At 46.5% G+C, this 22508-nt stretch carries 18 protein-coding genes; 10 read left to right on the top strand and 8 right to left on the bottom strand.

All coding sequences use genetic code 11. The features are described 5' to 3' along the window. Nucleotides 1-123 precede the first annotated feature (123 nt). The gene (locus DR864_RS18080; protein WP_114068280.1) at nucleotides 124-2103 is read right to left on the bottom strand and encodes a M1 family metallopeptidase; all 1980 of its coding nucleotides are present in this window, start codon (nucleotides 2101-2103) and stop codon (nucleotides 124-126) included. Between the two features lie 264 nt (nucleotides 2104-2367). On the opposite strand from DR864_RS18080, the gene DR864_RS18085 reads away from it, so the two are divergent. Next, nucleotides 2368-3390, top strand: coding sequence for a CobW family GTP-binding protein (locus DR864_RS18085; RefSeq protein ID WP_114068281.1), 1023 nt, complete (start codon nucleotides 2368-2370; stop codon nucleotides 3388-3390). A gap of 4 nt (nucleotides 3391-3394) precedes the next feature. Then, complete coding sequence (locus DR864_RS18090; protein WP_162793928.1) at nucleotides 3395-4648, top strand: hypothetical protein; 1254 nt, start codon at nucleotides 3395-3397, stop codon at nucleotides 4646-4648. On the opposite strand, the gene DR864_RS18095 is transcribed toward DR864_RS18090, so the two are convergent. Beyond that, complete coding sequence (locus DR864_RS18095; protein ID WP_162793930.1) at nucleotides 4568-6916, bottom strand: T9SS type A sorting domain-containing protein; 2349 nt, start codon at nucleotides 6914-6916, stop codon at nucleotides 4568-4570. The genes DR864_RS18090 and DR864_RS18095 overlap by 81 nt on opposite strands. Before the next feature lie 50 nt (nucleotides 6917-6966). Between DR864_RS18095 and DR864_RS18100 the strand changes: the two genes are divergently transcribed. After that, nucleotides 6967-8052, top strand: coding sequence for a patatin-like phospholipase family protein (locus tag DR864_RS18100; RefSeq protein WP_114068284.1), 1086 nt, complete (start codon nucleotides 6967-6969; stop codon nucleotides 8050-8052). On the opposite strand, the gene DR864_RS18105 is transcribed toward DR864_RS18100, so the two are convergent. After that, the gene (locus DR864_RS18105) at nucleotides 8041-8739 is read right to left on the bottom strand and encodes a YjjG family noncanonical pyrimidine nucleotidase (protein WP_114070352.1); all 699 of its coding nucleotides are present in this window, start codon (nucleotides 8737-8739) and stop codon (nucleotides 8041-8043) included. The two genes, DR864_RS18100 and DR864_RS18105, sit on opposite strands and share 12 nt — an antisense overlap. A 35-nt stretch (nucleotides 8740-8774) precedes the next feature. Here DR864_RS18105 and DR864_RS18110 point away from each other — a divergent pair, with 35 nt between their 5' ends. The 3 genes from DR864_RS18110 (at nucleotide 8775) to DR864_RS18120 (ending at nucleotide 12321) form a co-directional block, all read left to right on the top strand. Continuing rightward, nucleotides 8775-9614: an MOSC domain-containing protein gene (locus tag DR864_RS18110; protein ID WP_114068285.1), complete on the top strand. Its 840-nt coding sequence runs from the start codon at nucleotides 8775-8777 to the stop codon at nucleotides 9612-9614. Between the two features lie 64 nt (nucleotides 9615-9678). After that, nucleotides 9679-11154 (top strand): 1-hydroxycarotenoid 3,4-desaturase CrtD, encoded by a 1476-nt coding sequence (gene crtD / locus DR864_RS18115; protein ID WP_114068286.1) that lies wholly within the window; start codon nucleotides 9679-9681, stop codon nucleotides 11152-11154. A gap of 159 nt (nucleotides 11155-11313) precedes the next feature. Continuing rightward, on the top strand, nucleotides 11314-12321 hold the full coding sequence (locus DR864_RS18120) for a PorP/SprF family type IX secretion system membrane protein (RefSeq protein ID WP_162793932.1): 1008 nt from the start codon (nucleotides 11314-11316) through the stop codon (nucleotides 12319-12321). On the opposite strand, the gene DR864_RS18125 is transcribed toward DR864_RS18120, so the two are convergent. Continuing rightward, on the bottom strand, nucleotides 12301-13482 hold the full coding sequence (locus tag DR864_RS18125) for a hypothetical protein (RefSeq protein WP_162793934.1): 1182 nt from the start codon (nucleotides 13480-13482) through the stop codon (nucleotides 12301-12303). The two genes, DR864_RS18120 and DR864_RS18125, sit on opposite strands and share 21 nt — an antisense overlap. Nucleotides 13483-13635: 153 nt before the next feature. Here DR864_RS18125 and DR864_RS18130 point away from each other — a divergent pair, with 153 nt between their 5' ends. From DR864_RS18130 to DR864_RS18140, 3 genes are all read left to right on the top strand, one after another. Continuing rightward, nucleotides 13636-14649 carry a zinc-binding dehydrogenase gene (locus tag DR864_RS18130; RefSeq protein WP_114070353.1) on the top strand — a complete coding sequence of 338 codons (1014 nt, stop codon included), beginning with the start codon at nucleotides 13636-13638 and terminating at the stop codon, nucleotides 14647-14649. Nucleotides 14650-14725: 76 nt separating this feature from the next. Then, entirely contained in the window at nucleotides 14726-15787 is a 1062-nt protein-coding gene (gene rlmN, locus DR864_RS18135) for a dual-specificity RNA methyltransferase RlmN (RefSeq protein WP_114068289.1), read from the top strand. Beyond that, nucleotides 15780-16127, top strand: coding sequence for a DoxX family protein (locus DR864_RS18140; protein ID WP_114068290.1), 348 nt, complete (start codon nucleotides 15780-15782; stop codon nucleotides 16125-16127). Before rlmN ends, DR864_RS18140 begins: the two co-directional genes overlap by 8 nt. A 3-nt stretch (nucleotides 16128-16130) precedes the next feature. On the opposite strand, the gene DR864_RS29875 is transcribed toward DR864_RS18140, so the two are convergent. Further along, nucleotides 16131-16259 (bottom strand): PLDc N-terminal domain-containing protein, encoded by a 129-nt coding sequence (locus tag DR864_RS29875; RefSeq protein WP_162793936.1) that lies wholly within the window; start codon nucleotides 16257-16259, stop codon nucleotides 16131-16133. Nucleotides 16260-16522: 263 nt separating this feature from the next. Between DR864_RS29875 and DR864_RS18150 the strand changes: the two genes are divergently transcribed. Next, entirely contained in the window at nucleotides 16523-17290 is a 768-nt protein-coding gene (locus DR864_RS18150) for a CDP-alcohol phosphatidyltransferase family protein (protein ID WP_114068292.1), read from the top strand. Nucleotide 17291: 1 nt separating this feature from the next. Here the strand turns inward: DR864_RS18150 and DR864_RS18155 are convergent, their stop codons facing one another. The 3 genes from DR864_RS18155 to DR864_RS18165 all read right to left on the bottom strand — a co-directional run bounded on the left by DR864_RS18155 (nucleotide 17292) and on the right by DR864_RS18165 (nucleotide 22485). After that, on the bottom strand, nucleotides 17292-17639 hold the full coding sequence (locus DR864_RS18155; RefSeq protein ID WP_114068293.1) for a DUF6970 domain-containing protein: 348 nt from the start codon (nucleotides 17637-17639) through the stop codon (nucleotides 17292-17294). A 147-nt stretch (nucleotides 17640-17786) separates the two neighbouring features. Further along, entirely contained in the window at nucleotides 17787-20069 is a 2283-nt protein-coding gene (locus tag DR864_RS18160; RefSeq protein ID WP_114068294.1) for a GH92 family glycosyl hydrolase, read from the bottom strand. Between the two features lie 40 nt (nucleotides 20070-20109). Next, nucleotides 20110-22485, bottom strand: a complete 2376-nt coding sequence (locus DR864_RS18165) for a T9SS type B sorting domain-containing protein (RefSeq protein WP_114068295.1) — start codon at nucleotides 22483-22485, stop codon at nucleotides 20110-20112. Nucleotides 22486-22508 lie beyond the last annotated feature (23 nt).

Here is a 22508-nt window from a genome sequence, read left to right on the forward strand (position 1 = left end):
ACCGAATATACGCTTGAGTATTGCACCGCGTTGCAGATGTGTAGTGTCATTGAGAGGTTGGAGCAAAAGAAAAAGCCGAGGCACTGCGCAGTGTCTCGGCTTGGTATGTGGTTCTAACGCGTATTAATTTTCATCTGGCGACATATACCGCACAGGATGCCACGTATTGTTGCGTGGGTTGATGTCGGGCAATTGGGAGTCGGGGTCGATGGTTACTGATTTTAAGGGGTTTTTGGTGGCCGCTTTAAAGGTCCAGGTGCTACCGCGTTGCCAAACTTCTACGGGAAGCGTGATGCGGGTCTTTTTGCCACCCGCCTCTTCCAATTCCACGATGGTGGGCATAGCCCATTGCTCAAGGTTTTCGATGGTAATTACTGAGCCTTTAGAGGGCGTTTGTTCCACGTACTGTACTTCTTTTACGCCTTGGTCCAGTTTATAATTTTCGTAAAACCAGCCTTTCCAGTACCACCCCAAATCTTCGCCGGCGGCATCTTCGATGGTTCGGAAGAAATCATAAGGCGTTGGGTGTTTGAAGGCCCAGCGTTTTACATATTGTTTGAAGGCATAGTCAAATCGGTCGCGGCCCAGTACTACTTCTCGAAGGAGCTTAAGCCCGATGGCGGGTTTGTAATACGCATCCCAACCCAAATTGGTGGCTTTGATTACATCTGGCACGGTCAGGATAGGGTCAGCACCGTCGCGGAATAGCGTGGGAGCGAGGTTTTGCATATCGTCCAAACGATCGCGGTTGTATTCTCCATCGTTGAAGGCTTCGGTTGAGAGCATATTGATAAACGTGTTGAAGCCTTCGTCCATCCATGCAAATTTACGCTCGTTGTTGCCCACAATCATCGGAAACCACGTATGCCCGAATTCATGGTCGGTTACGCCCCAAAGTGATTCTTTTTTGTCGTTATGCGCACAGAAAACAATACCTGGGTATTCCATGCCGCCCACGATGCCCGCCACGTTGGTGGCCACGGGATACGGAAATTCCATGAGGTATTTTGAATAAAATTCTAAACAACCTTTCACGTATTCGGTCGAACGGCCCCAGCCATCGTTGCCATCGTTTTCAGCGGTGTACAAAGATTGAGCAATGGCGGGTTTGCCACTAGGTAAGTTCATTTTGGCGGCATCCCACACAAAGGCGCGGGAGGTAGCCCAAGCTACGTCGCGGGCATTTTGACAACGAAATTTCCACGTAATCATGCCCGAATCTTTGGGGCGTGATTTTTTCTCATTTATTTCTTTCGCGCTGCGAATCATCACTGTTTTATCGCTTTTGCGGGCCTCTTCCATGCGTTTGATTTGTTCCGAAGTCATCACGTCGGAGGGATTGAGCAATTCTCCTGAGCCGCCCACAATGTGGTCCCAAGGTACGGTGACGCTGTATTCATAGTCGCCGTAATTGAGATAAAACTCACCCGCGCCAATGTACGGAAGCACGTTCCAGCCTTCGATGTCGTCAAATACGCACATGCGGGGGTACCATTGGGCTATTTCGTAAATCGTGCCGTTTTTGGTGTCTAGTTTTCCCATGCGGTCGGAGGCATAGGTGGGTATTTTGAATGAATAACCCACTTTTATTTTCAGCACATCGCCCGTGGGCTTTACCGCGTCGGAGAGGCGGATTTGCATACGGGTATCGTCAATGATAAAATCGGCAGGGGCATATTTCCCTTTTCCTTGCTGAACACTGACCGCACTGATGGTATAGCCGCCTTCAAAACCCATATTGCCGTAGCGACCGCCGTTGAGTGGGGTGGTTTTACCGCTGCGCGAGTTGTCGTTGAAAGCGTTTTGGTCAAGTTGCAGCCATACAAAAGGCAGCGCTTCGGGGCTGTTATTGGTGTAAGTGATTTCTACTTCACCCGCAATGGTATTGGCGGCTTCGTCGAGGGTAACGGCGATTTTATAATCGGCGCGGTTTTGCCAATAACGAGGGCCTGGAGCGCCGCTGCCCGTACGGGACTCGTTGGCGGGCTGGTAGTTAAACAAGGGGTTGAACAATACGTGTGCGTCGTATTTGGGGGTCGGATTTTGAGCTTGCGCTAATGCCGCAAGACTTACCAGAAATAAAAAACTAAGTTGACGAAACATTATAAATGAATTTATGATGTGCACTGGTCGATGAGGTGTTTTTTCTATCTTGAAAATACCCGATAGAAAATGGGTCATCGAAACTTCTACAGAATGAATTTGCTGAAAAACGAAGGTAAGGCAGAATTGTTGTAAAAAGTAAAAACACAGACAGAATCAACAAAATCAGGCGTATTTTCACCCAATTTGGAGGAGAAATGAATCAGTGAGGGTAAAGATTGGTTTACTGGGTATCATGTCTTAAATCGACAATCATAACTAACAATGGCTCTCAATAAAATTCCCGTTAATCTTATCACTGGTTTTTTGGGCGTAGGCAAAACAACGGCGCTGCAAAATATTCTTAAACGCAAGCCTGCCGATGAGCGTTGGGCCGTCATTATCAATGAATTTGGGGCGGTTTCAATCGACCATACGCCTTTTGCGGGCGCGGATGAAAACGGCTTGGTGGTCAAAGAGGTAGCGGGTGGATGTATTTGTTGCACGGCCAATTTGCCGATGCAGATGACGCTGACGTTGGTACTGCGCCAAGTGAAACCCCACCGTATTTTGATTGAACCGACGGGCATGGGGCATCCTGAGGCAATTTTGGATATGCTGCGCGGAAAGTTTTTGAAAGACGTGCTTGACATTCGTGCTACGGTCTGCTTGGTAGACCCGCGTCAGTGGGATAATGAAGATTATCGCGAGCACGAAACGTTTATTGACCAAATTACCTTGGCCGATGTGCTCATTGCCAACAAGGTTGATTTGGCAAGCGAGGCACTGACACAGAATTTTTTGGAATGGGCCAAAGCGCTTTTTCCGCCTAAAATTTTAATCGGGGCCGTAGAGCAAGGCGACATTGACCCCAACTGGCTTAATATTGAGCCTTTCCCAAATCGAAAAGCCCTGCATCCTCATGCGCATGAACACGAGCATCACCACCACCATCATTCGGATGAATTGCCAATTCCTGAAGTGGGTAAGCCGCTTATGCGGGAAAGTCACGGGTTGGGACGGTATAGTTGTGGATGGGTATTCTCGCCCGATGAAGTTTTTGAATTGCCCAAACTGAAAGCATGGATTGCTTCCCTGCAAAATGTAGAACGCGTAAAAGGCGCTTTCAGAACGGGTGTAGATTGGGTGCTGATCAATGCCGTACGCGGAGAGTTTACAATCGAATACTTGGCTTACCGCCGTGATAGCCGTGTGGAGTGCATTTCAGCCAATCCACTCCCTTGGAAAACCTTGGAAGATGGTCTCAAAGGTTGCCTCCTAAGTGTCTCAGAAATGAAAACCGTCTAATTTTGTGAAAAAAGGCTGGATAATAACAGCTACCGTTTTGGTTGCTTTGGCAGTGTATTTACTGTATGCCTTCACCCAACCTACGTATACTTATGCTTTGCTCGACGGGCGCTATGATGCGCATCAGTACGCAAAGATTTATAATTATTTCAGAGGCTATACACTCAATTATAGCGCATCTTTCCCGTTCAATACGCGTATTCTGATGCCGTGGTTGGCGGCATATTTGCCTTTTAATGACCTCGTTACGGATTTTGTTTGGCTCAATGGCGCCTTTGTCTTGGCTACCATTGGGCTGCTGACTTGGACTTGGTTAAAACTCAACATTAGGCTTTTTTGGATTGCAATTGCCCTTTTCTGGATTTTATTTCATTGGAAAGGCTTGGTGCGAATGTATTTGCCCGACCCCATGACGGCGGATGTGGGTGGATATTTTTTGCTAACGTCTTTTTTAGCGCTTTTACTTATTGAAGAAAAGAAACTTTCGAGGGCTTTGCTCAATTGCCTGTTTGTTTTAATCGCTGTTTTGGGTACACTTCAAAAGGAGGCCTTTATCGCCGTTTTGGGAATTGCGGTCTTGTTTACTGGGAAGGATTCATACAGCTCTGATATGACCAAGAAGCTGCTTTTATCTCTTTGTCTTTCCTTTGCTGTTTACTGCCTGGCTGCTTTTTTCTTTCCTGCTGCTTCTACCGATTGGCGAAATAACTCGATTGTCAGTGTTTTAAGAGGGATGAAGCGTTATTCTGAGCATCCCGATTTATTTTTGAGAGTACCTGTCAGTTGGTTTTTGGCGTACGGAACATTTTGGTTGGCGCTACTTCCTTTCAGATTTTTAAAAGCATCAGCCAACTCTACTTCTCGTTTCTCGCTCTTCACCGTAGCGACGGTCACTCCTCACTTCTTCCTCTGGCTTTTTCTCAGCGTTTTTGGTGGGGGCGATACCACGCGAATTTTGTACAACGGAATGCCGTTTGTTCTGACTTTTTTATTGCTGAAACTGAACCGACTACCCACTTGGACTGGTGGATATATATTGCTTACGTCGTTGCCATTGATGCGTTTATTTAAGTTAGAGCCCGATTTGGGGCGCTATCCAAACGAGATGCTGCAATGGTGTGTCGAATGTTGGCCGATCGCCGAAAGTTGGGGCTATTGGGTGTATGCAATCGCTGCTTTAGCGGGCTATTATTATCTTTCGCGTCATTTGGGAGCCATCCGTTCCGATGAGTCGAACGAAGTAAATGCCTTGAGCTAATCTACTTACATCGAAAGAAGCTTCCGCTGTAACTTGAGTAACTGATTGGCTTTTAACAACTTGTCCGTTGATGGTGATTATTTCTAATTGTCCCGTTACGGGAACTTGCGCGTAGAGAAAGTTCGAGGTCGGATTGGGATAAACGATTAATTCCAATGTTTCAACGGGAGGGTTGACTTTGGGCGAAGTGTTTTTTAAGTACTTGATTCCGCCCGTGTTGCTACCGATGAGTAATTCGGGAAGTTGGTCGCCATCCAAATCTCCAACGGCAGGAAAGAGTCCTGTCCCTATTCTCAAAAAATCTGTTTTGCCCGAAAATTCGTTAAAAATCAAGTTGGTATCACTTTTTAACGTCGCGCCGGGCGTGGTGAAATTTTGATATACTCGCAATCGTCCCAACAAATCTCCCATAATGAGTTCGGGTTTGCGGTCGCCGTTGAGGTCGGCTACGACCATCCCTTGTGAACGTTTGTTGAAATCTACATCCAAGCCACCAAATACATTCGTTTTGAGTTCATACATCGGTGCAATCGTACTGCCCGTGTTTCGGTGGAATTCTACATTTCCCGAGTTTTTACTAACCAGTACATCCAATTTTCCGTCTTGGTCAATGTCATAGTAGAGCAAATTTTCGCCGTTGGAGAAGTTGGCTGGATTGGGGAGTTTGGTCAAACGGGTGGTGTCCAACTGCATCGCTGCTCCTCGGGGGGCTTTGTTGGGCACAAATCGAATGTCCATGCCTTTAAAAGTATTGGCCCAAAAGCCCAAATCAAGCGTTCCGTCGCCGTTGAGGTCAGCAAAAAACGGTTTTGTATTGACTGGCATGAGGTTTTCTTTGCTGAAGAGTTGATTGCTCAGGTTCAGAAAATCGGTGCTGACCAACTCAAACTGAGCTTGGGTGGCTGTTCCTGTATTTCGATACAATTGGAGACTTGACCGATAGCCTGTTGGCGTACGCAGCCCGCCATAACCTACCACTAAATCTAAGTCACCGTCGCCGTCAATATCGGCAAGGGCGGGTGTGGCGTTTTCTCCTAAATCAATCATCCCATCCTGCAAAAAATCGGGCTGACGATACACAAAGTTAGGCTTTAGTACCGTGCCTTCGTTTCGGTAAAACCAATTGGATTGCCGTAAATTAATGAGTGAATTGCTGGCAATATCCGTACTACTCGGTGAGGCCACCAAATCCTGAATCCCGTCACCGTCCAAGTCCTCAACGTAGGCGGAAGGGAAAATGGGGTAGTTAATGGGGGCTTGGGCGGGAAAATTTGATTGTACACTGCCAATCAGCCCCGCCATGCCGTTGCCGCCTACGTTTTTGAGCAACGTCACGTTGTCGCACGCTACGTGGCCGTGTAAAATATCCTTGCGGCCATCGCCGTCTATATCACCAATCCACAGTGCATTGCCAGCGTGCTGAACTTTGGCGTTTGATTTGGGGCCACCCCAAGCCTCACCGAGTGTTGCAGCGTTTGTGCGTACTTGTACGGGGGCTTGCACTTCTGTGTCGGCGGGCTCCAGATTAAGTTCGTATTTGTCGCACGAAGAGGTGGCGGCAAAACGTCCCCAATTGGTGGTTGCTTTTCGGAAGACAAACGGCTGTGTGCTGTTTTGCTCTTTGCTTAAATTTTGGTGTAGCTCCAAAGATGCGCCCGTAAAATCAAACGTAAGAATGTCAATATCGCCATCATCGTCGACGTCGGTAATAGCAGGTAAATCGGTGGAAGGAACGTACAGATTTATGTTTCCAGAAAAACCTTGCGTCAGAAGCGGGTCGGCCACAAGTGACCAAGAAAAACCATCAGCAGCGGGGATATTGCGAAATACACGAATGCCTGCTATGGTACTTGTAAATAGATCCTTGCGGCCATCGCGGTCATAATCGACCAGCAACATCCAATACAGCATATTAGGCGGAAATTTTACTTCGTACTGAGGGGCGTGTTGCCAAGTGATTCCGTTGGCTTGACGAACGGCCAAAAAAGCAGATACCTGCTGGTTGCCACGGTCAAAGATGACCAAATCTTCCGTGCCGTCGTCGTTGAGATGCATTTTTGAGAATTGGGCGCTGTTGAGGCCGCCGGCCCAAGGGTTGACGATAGGAGAGTTGTTTTTGAGAACTTTAGCAGAATTATCCCAACGAAATGAGAACGTTTGACCCAACGACTTGAACCCAATAAGCACGCAAATGAAGCAAAGGCACAGCCGCACAGACCAGCGCAGAAAACCACGTAAAATCGTCTCAGAATGTATAATCTGCCTCATTCGCATTCAATTTTTTCTATAATAAACCGTTCTAAACAAAAAACGTTTTTATGTTCCAAAAAGTGTTCGTCCTGTGGGCCAAAACTGGGCTTGTTTGCGTATTTTTTCTCCTTTCATATTCTTCTGTTGCGCAACAAAAATACCATAATCTGGTCTTGGAAGGCGGCGGTATTCGCGGAATTGCCTACTGCGGAGCGATTCAGGAATTGGAACAACGCGGAATTTTGAGAGATATTCGCCGCGTGGGCGGCACGTCGGCAGGAGCCATTCAGGCTTCGTTGCTGGCGGTGGGCTATTCAGCGGCGGAACTGACCGAGCTGGTTTCGGAAATGAAAATTCAATCCTTCAACGACGGGCAATACATTTTTGTGGGTGGCACACAGCGCTTGATTGAGCGTTTTGGCTGGTACAAAGGAGATACCTTTCGTAAGTGGATGGCCGAGAAAATTGAACAAAAAACAGGCGTTAACCATTTGACTTTTGGGCAGTTGCACGCTCTTACCCAACGAGATAGTTGCTACAAAGACTTGTATGTGACGGTAACGAACCTGACCAAACAAAAGTCGATGGTACTTTCGTATGAGAAGTTTCCCGACTTATCCATTGCCGATGCAGTGCGAGCTTCTATGTCGATTCCGTTGTATTACTGCGCCGTTTTTATGGACAGCACGGGCCAATTTCACCAACGTCCACCACGCACGATTCCAGCGGATGTGTTGGTCGATGGCGGTTTGTTGATGAATTATCCCATTGGACTTTTTGATCAAAATCGTTATTTAAGCACCCCGCAGCCTAATTTGACGCCCGAAACGCCCGTTTTCAACGCCGAAACCTTGGGGCTGAGGCTTGAAAGTGCCGAGCAAATCAAAGCCGATGCGCAAAATTTTGAGTTGGCTTCTTATCCAATTCGAAGTTTCAAAACCTACATGGGCGCTTTTTATACTCTGGTATCTGAGGCGGCCAACCGTTATAATTTCCGCCCCGAAGATTTGAAACGCACCATTTCGATTGATTTTCAGAATATTGGGGCTAAAGTGCGAAAGCTATCAGAAGCCGAGAAAAATGTGTTAATTGGAAGCGGCAAAAAATGCGTTGGTGATTTTTGCGCTCCTTCGACCGTCGTTTCACAAAACTGATTTCAACTCGTCTAAGTGTTGTACGTCGTAAGTAGGCTGTTGGTCAAAAATCAATTTCTTGGGATTGTAAAATGCGGCATCCATCCCAAAGCGCAATGCCCCTAGAATATCTGCCTGCCAATTGTCACCAATCATCAGACTTTCGTGGGGTTGGGCGTTAGCGGCTTGCAACGCATACGCAAAAATCTGCGCGTCAGGTTTTTTTGCTCCCGCTTTTTCATTGGTCACTACCTGTTGAAAATAATGATGAATACCCGAACTTTGCATTTTAGAGGCTTGAATAGAGTCAAAGCCGTTGGTGACAATGTGGAGTTGGTAATCTTTGCTTGCACAATATTCCAACAGCTCAACGGCTCCGTCGAGTAAGTGCGACTTTTGCGGAAGTAATCTTAAATATTCTTCGCCCAAAGCGCTGCCAAAAGCTACATTTTTAACGTTCAGGGCTTCAAAAACCAGTCGGAAACGATGCTCTCGAATATAACTATGGGCAATACGACCATGATCAAAATCATCCCACAGTTTTGTGTTGATTTCCAGAAATGCCCGCACAAAATCACCCAACGACATCACTCCGTGATTGATGAGTTCAAAGCCATGGTAAATATCGGTCAAGGACTCGGACGAATTGCGCTCAAAATCCCACAGCGTGTGGTCAAGATCAAAAAATAGGTGTTTGTATTTTGGCATTGAATAACGAGTTTTGTGCAAATCTACAAACAAGAATGACGTCTGCTCTCATCCTTTCCGAAATCTTCATTTATCCCGTAAAGTCGTTGGGGGCGATTCGCCTCACGCACGCCCAGGTGGAAGAGCGCGGCCTGCGCTACGACCGCCGCTGGTTGATTATTGACGACAACAACCGCTTTGTAACCCAGCGTAGCTACCCAAACATGGCGCTGATTGAGGTGACCATGACGGACATGGGTTTGCAGTTGCGCCATCGCACGCGGGATTTGAGTGCGCTCATTGTACCTTTTCAACCCGAAACCTTTGATTTAGTAACGGTGACGGTGTGGGATGATCAAATAGAGGCTGTCATTGTCAACGACGCCTCAAACCGTTGGTTGAGTGAAGCACTCGGTTTTTCGGCGCGGTTGGTGTATCTCCCAGATACGTCGTCTCGTCTTGCGGATTCTAATTATGCCCCTTTCGATGCCAATGTGAGCTTTGCGGATGGATTCCCATTTTTGGTCATTGGCCAATCTTCGTTAGATGATTTAAACACTCGCCTGCCCGAACCGGTTTCTATGATACGGTTTCGTCCCAATCTAGTTTTTGAAGGTGGAATACCCTACGACGAAGACCAATGGTACGAATTTACGATTGGTAAGTTGACATTTTATGGGGTAAAACCCTGCGCACGTTGTATTCTGACTACCGTTGACCCTGAAAAGGGTGAAATCGTGGGGAAAGAACCGCTCAAAACGCTGTCGACGTACCGTAAGCGTAATAATAAGATTTTCTTTGGACAAAATGTAATGACCAATCAGAGTGGAGTTCTAAAGATTGGTGACGAGATACAAGTAGTGAGCCGCAAATCACGGCAAACGATGAGTGAATAAAATAAGGCAGAAGGTTTCTCAAAACCGACTGAGGGGTTTCTCAAAACCCCATGTAACGAAAAGTATGAAAAAAACAGCAGCCATCATCGGCGCGGGCATTGCGGGCATCGCCTCCGCTATTCGTTTGGCCAACAAAGGCTACGACGTACACGTTTTTGAAGCCAATAGCTATCCAGGTGGCAAATTGTCGAGCTTTGAAGTCAAAGGTTACCGGTTCGATGCAGGCCCATCATTGTTTACTTTACCTCATTTGGTGGAAGAGTTGTTTGAGATTTCGGGCAAAAATCCGAAAGCGTATTTTGACTATATTCGCTTAGACGAAGCCTGCCGCTATTTTTGGGATGACGGTGTGCGTCTTACCGCCCACGCCAATCAACGGGCGTTTGCGCAAGAGATAGAAGAAAAATTGGGCGAACCATCTGCACATGTTTTGGCGCATTTAAAAGATAGCGCAGTCAAATACAACGTCACTGAAAAACTGTTTCTACACCGTTCGTTGCACAAAATTAGCACCTATTTCAACCGGGATGCCTTCAAAGGCTACGCCAATATGCACCGTTTGGATGCCTTTACGACCATGAACAGCGCCAACGAACGGCGGTTCCAAAATCCGCGTGTGGTGCAGCTTTTCAACCGATATGCTACTTACAACGGCTCAGATCCCTACCAAACCCCCGCCACGATGAATATTATTCCTCATTTGGAATACAACATCGGGGCGTTCTTTCCCAAAAAAGGAATGGTCAGTATCACTGAAAGTTTGGTCAAATTGGCGGAGGGGTTGGGGGTAACGTTTCATTATAACACAACAATTACCAAACTAGAAACGCAGGGAAATCGGGTTACAAAACTCATTTTTGACGTAAGCACCTCTGCACCTGACTCTTACGATATTGTGGTTTCAAACATGGATGTGGTGAATACCTTCCGCAAATTACTGCCCGAAGCTAAACAGCCCGAACGTATTTTACGGCAACCCAAGTCAAGTTCAGCGTTGATTTTTTATTGGGGCATAAAGAAAAGCTTTGCTGAATTGGGCTTGCATAATATCTTTTTTTCGAATGATTATCGCGCCGAATTTGAGCATTTGTTCCAACAAAAAACGCTGTATTCAGACCCGACAGTTTATATTAATATTACGTCAAAACACAGACCCGATGATGCCCCCGAAGGCGGCGAAAACTGGTTTATTTTGGTCAACGCGCCCAACAATGAAGGACAAGACTGGGAAGCGTTGATTGAACAAAGTCGCCAAGACGTACTCCATAAAATATCGCATAATTTAGGCGTAAACATCGCAGATTTTATCGAATGCGAAGAGATTTTGGATCCACGGAGCATTGAATCCAAAACGTCAAGTTCGCAGGGAGCTTTGTATGGCAACAGCTCAAACAACCGATTTGCGGCGTTTTTGCGTCATGCTAATTTTTCTAGGGAATTTAAAAACCTTTACTTTGTCGGAGGTAGTGTGCATCCCGGTGGCGGCATTCCGCTGGCTATTCTGTCAGCTAAGATTGCAACAAATTTGATTGATTCTTAGGGTGTTTTTACTTTGGGTGCGATTTTTGCTACTGAAAGCGTGGTGACTACTTTGGATTAACCACAGAGAAACGGAGTGACACAGAGGGGTGTTTTGATACTAAAATAAATGCGGCAAGGTTACCATTTAAAAGAATTTTTACACAAAAAAATAAGAGAGATGAGATTCACAAAAATTTTCTCTGTGTATCTCTGTATCTCCGTGGTTTGCTATTCAACAATTATTTGGGGGCAGCAATTGCCTCAATACTCCCAATACCTCCAAAATAACTTTTTGCTCAATCCAGCCCTTGGGGGTATTGAAAACTACGCCGATGCCAAAATGAGTTATCGGCAGCAATGGGCTGGCTTGGAAGATGCGCCTCGAACCTTGTATATGACGGCACATTTACCCATCGGAAATCCTGATTTTGAAGTGGCGCCTGCTTCGCCTCGATTCAGCTACGGGCGTCAGCGAGGGCCGATTTTACCAGATGCCCACGGCGGGGCAGGTGTTTCACTCATTCGTGACCAAACGGGCCCTTGGACGCGGTTTTCGATGAATGTTTCGGGGGCGTATCATTATCCATTGAGCGACGATTGGCAGGTCAGCGCGGGTCTTGCAGCGGGCGTCACGCAGCACACGCTTGATTTTGACCGCATTCGCTTGGCCAATCCTTTGGACCCCGTTGTGTCGGCGGGCAAAGTCAATACATTTCGGCCTGATTTGCACGCGGGGATGTGGGTTTATTCCACCGACTTTTTTGCGGGTTTTGCGGTGCAGCAAGTATTGGGTGGGAAATTACAATTTCGTTCTACGAGTTACGATTGGCAGGGGCAACTCGTTCCGCATTATTTCCTAACGGCAGGCTATCGGCTACCTATCACCGATGAATGGGATTTTACGCCCTCAGTGCTGTTTAAAAAGTCGGCCAAAGCACCCGTATCCTGGGATTTGAATTTCAAATTTAGTTATCTGAATCAGCTTTGGTTTGGCATGGCCTATCGGAAAAGCGATGCATTTTTGGGGTGGGTCGGCACGCGGGTGGCGCAGAAATTTACGGTCAGCTACACCTACGAGTACGTCCTTTCTTCCCTTCAATCTCGAACGCAAGGCTCGCACGAAATCACGCTCGGGCTCACGCTAGGAAGCAGCAGTCATTATTCGTCACCGAGAATTTTTTGGTAGGCAGGAATATACGGGCAACGGTTTTTTGTAAAAGTGGTGTATTCGGTAATAAATTTGACTAGCCGCTGAACGACTTATGTCTTTAAAAAGATCCCAATCGGAAGCTGGAAACAAGGTAGGTGACGACGTTAGTACTTTTCCGTTCAAGGCCCGTTCGTCACCGCTGAATGTTTCCCATTCTTCTTTCCATTCCGCACTTCCCCGAAATCCATCCCGATGAATCACGCAATTATTGTCCAAGTCGATGATTTCATATTCCAGTTCTGCATTTTTCTCCCGCTTTCGATAGTTTGTAGTAAGCGTGCCTTTGACGGGCTCCATGACGTCTACCACGGTGGTATCGTTGATTTTTTTCGTGCCAACTTTGTATTTGGTGCTACTTTCAATGGTAACGTCGGTACTGCCAGTTGACTCTCTTAGCCAAGATTGACCCGTAAAATAAATCCGAAGTACGTGGTGGGAGGGAAGGCTGTCTTCTTGGGCAGCGGCTGGATTGTGAAAACGGACTAATTCGTGCGGAGAACGATTTTCAAAAAACGCTTCATCCATTTGTTTTTGTAAGTGTTCATATTCAGCGTCAGACATGCGTTCGTCTTCAGTTAATGGCTCAATTACTACCCGCAAAACGGCGTGTTCCTTGGCCGAAATGAGGTTGTAATCAATATCTTTGTAGCTTTGAGAAAGCTGCTTTACCTTCAAAAAATGGTTAAGCGCCTCTTCGGAAAGTACGCGATTGTCTTTGTGTTTAAAAGCTTCTAAGCCTGCTTTATAGCGCTCGCTGGCAGCCAGTGTTTTTACTTTTTCAATAATCTCGGCGTATGAATTTGGGGGTGAATTTAGCAATGAGAGACAAGCGTTACATTTTGTAAGTGCCTCTTCATTTTTTTGCAATTGCTGGTACTGGTACAAAACACTTTCCCATTTGAAAGGCTGATTTTCGACTATGTACCTTTGAATGTTGCCTTGGTATACGCGCTCAGTTTCTTTGTGAGCAGCCGTAAATACTTTTTGGGCTTTTGTGTCAGTTGGGTGTCGCTTTAGGCGATTGGCCGAAACCCGTAATGCTTGGTCGTATTTACCCTTTAGGAGTGCTTTTTCGCCTCTTGCACAGGCATATAGCATGGAAATTAGCAAGAGTAGAAGTAAACATATTTGTTTCATTGCATTACGATTTTCTGGCTCAATCATAACGTTACATCGTTATTTTTTGTACGTAATTTACCAATAAAAATGGGAACTGTTTCAACCAAGCAGGAGGAATTTGTGTTTATCTCTTTACTTAGTAAAGTACATCATTCAACCAAAAATCAACCAATGAAGGCTGCAATCATTCAAGAAATCAATCAACCCGTTTCCGTTCAGGAAGTAGAAAAACCGCAGGCAGGGCCGGGCGAAGTTATTGTCCAGCTCAAAGCCGCGGCGCTCAATCACCGAGATGTATTTGTACAGCAAGGTAAATACCCTGGTATGAAGCTGCCCGTTATCATCGGTTCCGACGGCGCGGGAGTGGTGTCAGAAATTGGGGAAGGGGTTTCTGAAGAATGGTTAGGTCAAGAAGTAATCATCAATCCGTCGCACAATTGGGGGCCGGACGACCGTTTTTATAGCAAATCCTTCAAAATTTTGGGGATGCCCGACAACGGTACTTTTGCCGAATACCTTAAAGTAGAAGCCAAGTATTTGCACCCCAAACCCCAACATTTGAGTTTTGAAGCGGCGGCGGCAATTCCGCTCGGCGGGCTTACGGCGTGGCGGGCGTTGATGACAAGGGCGAGTATGAAATCAGGAGAGCGCGTCTTGGTGACAGGCATTGGTGGGGGCGTCGCGCTGTTTGTGCTGCAATTTGCGGTGGCGTCGGGTGCTGAAGTATGGGTAACGTCGGGCTCGGATGAAAAAATAGAGAAAGCCATTGCATTAGGTGCCAAAGGTGGGGTGAACTACAAAGACCCAAATTGGGCTAAAAACTTGATTGCCGACACGGGCGGCGACCGCAGTGGTTATTTTGATGTTATTATCGACAGTGCGGGCGGACCGCATTTCGCCAAATTGATTGACGTTGCCACCGCGGGTGGACGCATTTGTTTTTTTGGGGGAACCACGGGTAACATCACCGATATTATTCCTGGAAAAGTATTCTTTAAACAACTTAATATCTACGGCTCTACTATGGGTACCGAAGCGGAATTTGAAGCAATGATTCAGTTTATCGAAGAAAAACAAATTCAACCCATTCTGGATGAGACTTTTACGCTTGATGATACCGAAATGGCGCTGCGACGCATGGACAACGGAACGCAGTTTGGGAAGATTGTGTTGAAGATTGGGTAATCCACCTGTAAATCAGTAATTTTGTGTTTGAAAATATTACCTGACAGGCCTTTAAGCCGTTAGGTTTCTCTTACTAATGACAGAAACAATCTCCCTTTCCAAGCAGGATATTCGTAAACTCACCGTTGCTCAACTCAAAGATTGGTTGACGCAACACGGCGAACAGGGCTTTCGAGCCAAACAAATTGTAGAATGGTTGTGGAAAAAATCGGCCACTTCCTTTGATGAAATGAGCAATCTCTCCCTCAAAACGCGGGAGTTATTGTCCGAGCATTTTGAAATTCGGGCTATTTCAAACGCCAAATCGCAAAAAAGCAACGACGGAACCGTTAAATCGGCGTTTAAACTCCACGACGGCCACCTCATTGAAGGCGTGTTGATTCCCGCCGACGACCGCATGACGGCCTGCGTATCTAGCCAAGTGGGTTGCTCGCTCACGTGTAAGTTTTGCGCCACGGGCTACATGGACCGGAAGCGCAACTTAGATGCCGCCGAAATGTACGACCAAGTGGTGGCGATAGACCGGCAAGCGAAAGAAAATTTCAGCGTGCCGCTGACCAATATTGTGTACATGGGCATGGGCGAGCCGTTGCTCAACTACGCCAACGTGCTTGAATCCATTGAAAAAATCACCTCGCCCGAGGGCTTGGGCATGTCGCCCAAGCGGATTACGGTTTCAACGGCAGGCATTGCCAAAATGATTAAAAAACTGGGCGACGATGAAGTGAAATTCAATCTGGCGCTCTCGCTGCACGCGGCCAACGACCTAAAGCGCAACCAAATCATGCCCATCAACGAGTCTAACTCGTTGGAAAATCTGGCAGAAGCATTGCAGTACTTTTACCGTAAAACCAAAAACCGGATTACGTTTGAGTACATTGTTTTTAACAATTTCAATGATACACTGCAAGACGCGAAAGAGTTGTGGGAGTTTACAAAAAAAGTGCCTGCCAAGGTTAATATCATTGAATATAACCCCATTGCGGAGGCTGACTTCAAAAATACGGGCGTGGATAAATTGGAGCAATTCGCTCGTTTTTTAGATAGCAAAGGGGTGATTGTCAACGTACGTCGCAGTCGTGGAAAAGACATTGATGCTGCCTGTGGGCAATTGGCCAATCGCGAAAAAAATGAATAACTTTGGGTTGTACCTCATGGCGGCGTTGTATTTTGCGGCGGGAGTAGTTCATTTGCTCAAGCCCCGTATCTACTTGCGCATGATGCCGCCGTGGGTGCCAATGCCGCTGGCTGCCGTGTTGGTTTCGGGCGTATTGGAGATGGCTTTTGCCATCGGTTTGTTATTCACCGCCACCCGTTCACCATCGGCCTGGGGGATTATCTTATTGTTGATTGCTATTTTTCCCGCCAACGTCTACATGCTTACGTCGAGCAAGTTTTACCGAATCCCCAAAATTCTTCTCCTTTTACGTTTGCCGCTCCAATTGGTGCTTATTTGGTGGGCGTATCAATATGCGTAGTTTCTATACTTTGGGCCTTCCCGCCAAAAAGTAAACCAGCCACCCAAAAGGAATAAAAAGGGTAACCAACACCCAAATCAGTTTTAAGGTATTTTCTAATGTACTACGTACGATGTGTACGATAGCGATCATTTGAGGAATAATGGTTAGCCCCAAAATGAGAAATATGAAAATTAATTCCTGGCCGCCAAGACCGAAAAAGCAAAGCATAGGGTACGTATGTTTTTGAAGAAGTAAGTTATGAAACAGTGATTTGTTTGTTGATGGCTTGCTTTTAAAAAAGACGATAAAAGTGTATTAACGGTAAAATAACGGGTACGGAATGATGCTTATTTGAACAACCGAAGGGCGTTTTAGTTGATAGTTACTACAGAGGAGAACCGACTTATTTTAAAATGCCAAAACTTTCCAAAGACGATAGCTTTATTGATTTTTCTGATTACGGACGTCCCGTTGCTACTTTTCTAGCTTTTCACTTATCTCGGATAAAAATTACGGCGGTTGAGGTTACGATTGTGTTTTTGTTGGCGGGGCTTTTGTGCGCCTACTGCATCTACATCAATGAATTGGTGTGGGCGGCGGTGTTTTTGATGATAAAAAACATTCTGGATGCCGTAGATGGCGAAATCGCGCGAATCACCCAACATCCTTCCCTGATTGGTCGTTATCTGGATTCAGTGTTTGATTTTATTATCAATCTCCTCATTTTCAGTACATTGTTTCTTACGGGGGCGGCTTCCAACTCGTTGTTGCTGTGGGCGTTTTTAGGCATTGAATTTCAGTGCTCTATTTACAACTATTACTACGTTATTCTGAGAAGAAGGCTGAACAACGAAGAAACCAGTCGAATCATCGAATACCGAAAACCCATCGCTTACCACTACGAAAGCCAAAAAATCGTTAATGTTTTACACGCTATTTTTTTGAGTTTTTATATCATTTTTGATCTTGCGGTCCTTTATTTGGACAAGCAAGCCCTTTTCGTTCGGGCCTTTCCTCAATGGTTTATGAGTCTTATTTCGTTGCTAGGCTTAGGCTTTCAGCTGTTGGTTATCTGCGTGCTTCTTTGCTTGGGGCTGCCAGAGATGATATTGCCTTTCTTTGCGTGGTATAGTGTCTTCGGAATATTTGTAATTTTAGTCAGGAAGCTGTTTATACGATAGTTTATTTTCTGTCATCGCGCCAAATAAGCTTCTCATTTTTCCGCTTTTCAAAAAAGTCAGGACATTTACCGTCGCCCATTCCAGTAATACCTCCGTCGGGATGGCAGATGAGGTTGCATTGGGCATCGTAAAGTTCACTAAATACGTCACAGCACATCGGTGGAATATAGTAGACGGTTTGATTATTAAATGTGTACTGCCACACTTCTCTTGGCGGATTGGTCACCGCATCTTTTTTCATTTGCTCGATCTTCTCTTTGATACAGGCAGGCGTATCGCTCGGTATATCTTCTTTGGTACAGGCACCGGTGATGAGCAGGAGGAATAAAACAACAATTGCACTTTTCATGGCCTTTGAGGATGGTTTATAACAAAGACGTTTTAGAAAGAAGAAAGGTTGGAAAAATGCTTCTGCCCCCTTTTATAGAGAGTTCTAATCTAAAAGTTACTCCGTTGATGGTGTTTTTCCACCAACGGAGCAATAATATTTATCCCCTTACTTCCCCGAAAACGAATATGGAAAACTGCTTGCCTGTGTGCCGCGCGTTTGGTTGGGCTGCGCCGACATCTTAAAGTCCAATGTGCCACCCTGTTGGAGCGTGTGGTGCTCTAAGTAGTTCAGGTTGTGCGGCTTGCCGTTGAGGGTTACTTGGTCTACATACACTTGTTGCGCGCCGTTGTTGGGAGCGTTGATGGTGAGCTTTTTGCCGTTTTCAAAGGTCATGGTCATGCGCTTGAACAATGGGCTTCCAATCACGTACTGCGTGGTGCCTGGGCAAACGGGATAAAAACCTAGGGCGCTGAATACATACCACGCGGAGGTTTGGCCGTTGTCTTCGTCGCCGCAATAGCCATCAGGGGTGGGTTGATAGAGTTTGTCCATGATCTGACGAATCCAATACTGCGATTTCCACGGCTGTCCGGCGTAGTTGTACAGATACGGCATGTGCTGAATCGGCTGGTTGCCGTGGGCGTACTGACCCATGTTCATGATTTGCATCTCGCGAATTTCGTGAATCACAAATCCATAGTATGACTCGTCGTATACGGGTGGTAAAACAAACACGCTGTCGAGTTTTTGCGCGAAGGCCGCCTTGCCGCCCATGAGGTTGGAAAGTCCGTTGATGTCGTGGAAAACTGACCAAGTATAGTGCCAGCTGTTTCCTTCCGTAAAGGCATCGCCCCATTTGAAGGGATTAAATGGTTTCTGAAAATCGCCCGCTTTGTTTTTTCCACGCATGAGCTTGGTCTCGGGGTCAAACAGGTTGCGGTAGTTTTGGTTGCGTTTGGCAAAGAGCGCAATTTCGCTTTCGGGACGTTTCAGCGCTTTGGCCAATTCCCAAATACAAAAATCTGCATAGGCATATTCGAGCGTACGGGCCGCATTTTCGTTGATTTTGACGTCGTAGGGCACGTAGCCGAGCTCGTTGTAATATTCGTGACCAAAGCGCCCAACGGAGTTGACGGGCCCTGCATTTTCGGTATTTTTCAGAATGGCTTCGTATAGTGTGTTGATGTCATACCCGCGAATACCTTTAATGTACGAATCAGCAATCAACGATGCGGAGTTGGAGCCAATCATACAGTCGCGGTGACCTGGGCTGGCCCATTCTGGCAAAAATCCGCTCTCTTTGTACGCATTCACCAATCCTTCCATGATTTGGCTATTGAGCGTGGGGTACATTAACGTGAAAAACGGAATCGCCGAGCGGAAGGTGTCCCAAAAACCATTGTCGGTGAACATGTATCCGGGCAATACTTGTCCGTTGTAAGGACTGTAGTGGACAACTTTGTTTTGGGCGTCGTACTCATAAAACTTGCGGGGAAACAACAACGCACGATACAAGCAAGAATAAAAGGTGCGGAGTTGGGCGTCGGTGCCACCTTCTACCGCCAATCGACCCAATTCCTGATTCCAAGCTTTTTGGCCTTTTTGCATCGTGGCGGTGAAGGAATCATTCCCTAATTCCCGCGAAAGGTTCAGGGCAGCCTGCTCGGCGCTGATAAAAGAAGAAGCTACTTTGATGTGAACCACTTCACCTTTTTTGGTTTTGAAACCAATCACAGCTCCTACGTGCTCGTCTTTTTGTTCAAGATTTCCCTTAGATAGTTTTTTGCCTGACCAAGTGGCGTTATAAGTAAAGGGTTTGTCGAAGTGCAATTCAAAATAATTGCGAAAATTAAGCGGAACACCGCCGCTGTTTTGGGTGCTATAACCAATTATTTTTTGTTGTTCGGGAATGATTTTAATGTAGGAGCCTTTGGCAAAGGCATCAATGACCACAAACGCGCTGTCGGTTTTGGGGAACGTCAGTCGAAATTGCGCGGCGCGCTCGGTGGGTGCGATTTCAACCTGCGTGTCGTGGTCGGCAAGATAAACGCTGTAATAATGCGGCTTTACCACCTCGGCTTTGTGCGAAAACCAGCTTTGGCGTTCATCTTCCGTAAATTTCAATTTGCCCGTCACGGGCATAATCGAAAACATCCCGTAGTCATTAATCCAAGGGCTGGGCTGGTGGGTTTGTTTGAAGCCACGGATTTTGTTGGCGGTGTACATGTACATCCATCCATCGCCGTTTTTGCCCGTTTGGGGGCACCAAAAATTCATACCCCACGGCGTGGCGATGGCGGGATAGGTATTGCCAGCCGAAAGTTCGTGCCGAGAATCGGTCCCCATCAGTGGGTTGACATATTGGGTATAATCAAGGTTGGGAGATTGGGCAAAAGCGGTTTGTGCCACTAGAAAAGCCAGAACGAATGGCCGTAAAAGAGTTTGCATGGAATATGAAGGGGTTTGTTGGTGCGATTTTACAACAATATTACCGAATCACGTTCAAACTTCCCGTCAATTTATACTCCACTTCGCGCAGGTAGATGTGATAATAGTAGGTTCCGACGGGTACAAAGTCGCCGTTCCAGCGGCCGTCCCAAGGGGTTTCGTAGCCTTTATTACTAAAAACTAAGTTTCCCCAACGGTTGAAAATTTCAATGGTGCAATTGGGAAAATCTCGGATACCCGCAATTTCCCAAGTATCGTTGGTCCCGTCGTTGTTTGGTGTAAAGCCGTTGGGAATTGTCAGGTCAATAACTGTAATGAGCACTTCACCCTTTACGGTGCACCCCTCCAAAGTGGTCACGGTTACGGTATAGGTAGTGGTTCGGTCGGGGCTCACAGTTGGGCTTGTGGCGGCGGAATTGTTGAGCCCAATGCTTGGAAACCACGCGGCGGTTGCCTTGAGGGGCACCGTGGTTTTGATTTGAATGCTGTCACCGCGTACAACTACCAGTTTTCTGGGTACTTCTATGCGCGGAGGCGGGGCGATGTAAGCAGGTTTAGTATCTTTTCCCGAACACCCCTGTTCGTTGGTGTAGGTGTAGGTAATCGGATATGTACCCGCCGATAGGTCCTGCGTTACGAATCGGTTTCCTACCACACCCTGTCCGCTAAAGGTGCCTCCTGCGGGTGAACCTTCCAAGGTAACTGCCTGTAAAGCAGAGGTACACAATGCTTGAATGGGGGCAAGGGTGACCGTAGGGGAGGGTTTTACGATGACATTGACCGAAACAGAGCGGGTGGTACATTTAGTGACAGTATCAGACACGGCTACTGAATACCGCCCAGTTTGCGTTGGCGAAAACACGTTTCCGAACGAAGCAAACAACGGGGTATCTTCCTGATACCACGCATAATCGTACGCGTTGTTGCGAGGCGTAATGAGTTTTATGGAATCGTTGGCGCAGAAAATAGGCGTACCGTCAATCGTCAGCGTGGCCATTGGGGCCGAAATAAGCTTTATGACTACACTGTCTTTACTTACGCATTTGGTCGTTTTTTCGGTTACAAACACACTGTAAATTCCTGGTTGTTTTACGTTGGCAAAAACCTGCCCTGAATTATCGGTTGTGACCCCGTTTTGTTGCCACCTGATGCTGGCATTTGAGGGTAAATCAATGCTCAGATTGGTACTGTCGTTGGAGCACAGCGGCAACGGGCGACTGGAAGAAATCCGGACCGTGCTGGCGTTTTTTACGTTGACGCGGGTGAAGTTTGAGGTGGACTCCTCCGTTTCGCAGCTTTCAGCAAAACGTTTGATAAGGCTATAATTGCCAGGCTGATAAATGCCCAAATAAGATTGGTTGGCATTGGCAATGGGTTGGTCGTCTTTCATCCATTGATACGCCCATTGCGGGCTTTCATCGTTGGCTTTCAGCACTACAGAATCGCCTTGACACATTTCTACCGATGAGATATTGCCTACGGAGGATTGATAGGTAGCCGAAGGCGATGCCGTTAAGATTTCAATAAAGACGGGTGAAGGTACTGAAGAAATACAATCGACAACGTTAAACACAAATTCGCGCCGTATTTCCCCTATTTTTACGTTTTGCCGCCATTCTTCGCAACGAACCGCAAATGCAAAAAAGCCAATTTGAGATGCATTAAGCGTTATTTTTCCTGTTTTTGAGTCAATTTTTAAAGGATTAACGCCAGGAATGGCTTTCGTGCTGTCAAAACCAGCGCTCCAAACTGCCCGGTTGTAAGGGCCTGCTTTGGATTTATCGGGAAAGGTACCGCCTTGGTCGGTGGAGCCAATGAGGGGCGTGACAATGCTGTAACGTAGTTCATTTCCTGATGAAGTCGTTGCCCCAAAATCAGCTTCGAAATTTTTTCCTACGCACACATATTTGACTTCGGGAGTTTTGAATTGAGGCAAACCGTTTGAAATGCCGTTGAGCGGAATTTCAGCATAGAAGGTCAAGCCTACTCTATTTGGGGTTTGAATATTGACAATTTCGCCGTTGCGGCAGCATTCTTCCCACGAAAAATAATAGCCTTCTGCATCGTTGTAGGTAGTCGATGGAAAAGAAACGGTGGCCGTGTAGCGAGCCAACGTAATGCGAGATTCGCGAGGATTGGGAACGCAGCGAGCGTTGGTATAGGGGATTTCCTCCAGTGCAGCGCGGTTCAGCGTAAAATCTTCGATGCGAGCGTTGGTACTTTTGCGAAAAGACGAAACAAAGGCTTTGTCGTTAGTACTACCCAGTACGCCGTCGTAAATCAGGGTTAAGGTAATGAGGTAGCTTGTAGTGGAACCATTTTGTTTAGTAAGTGCTATATCTCCCCCAATAATGTGATTGGCCCATGCCCCCGCATTCCATATCAACAATAGCCCGCACGTTATCCACCACTTCATGTAAGGTTCTTTATCTTAATCCT

The sequence above is a fragment of the Runella rosea genome, assembly GCF_003325355.1.
Lineage (GTDB): Bacteria > Bacteroidota > Bacteroidia > Cytophagales > Spirosomataceae > Runella > Runella rosea.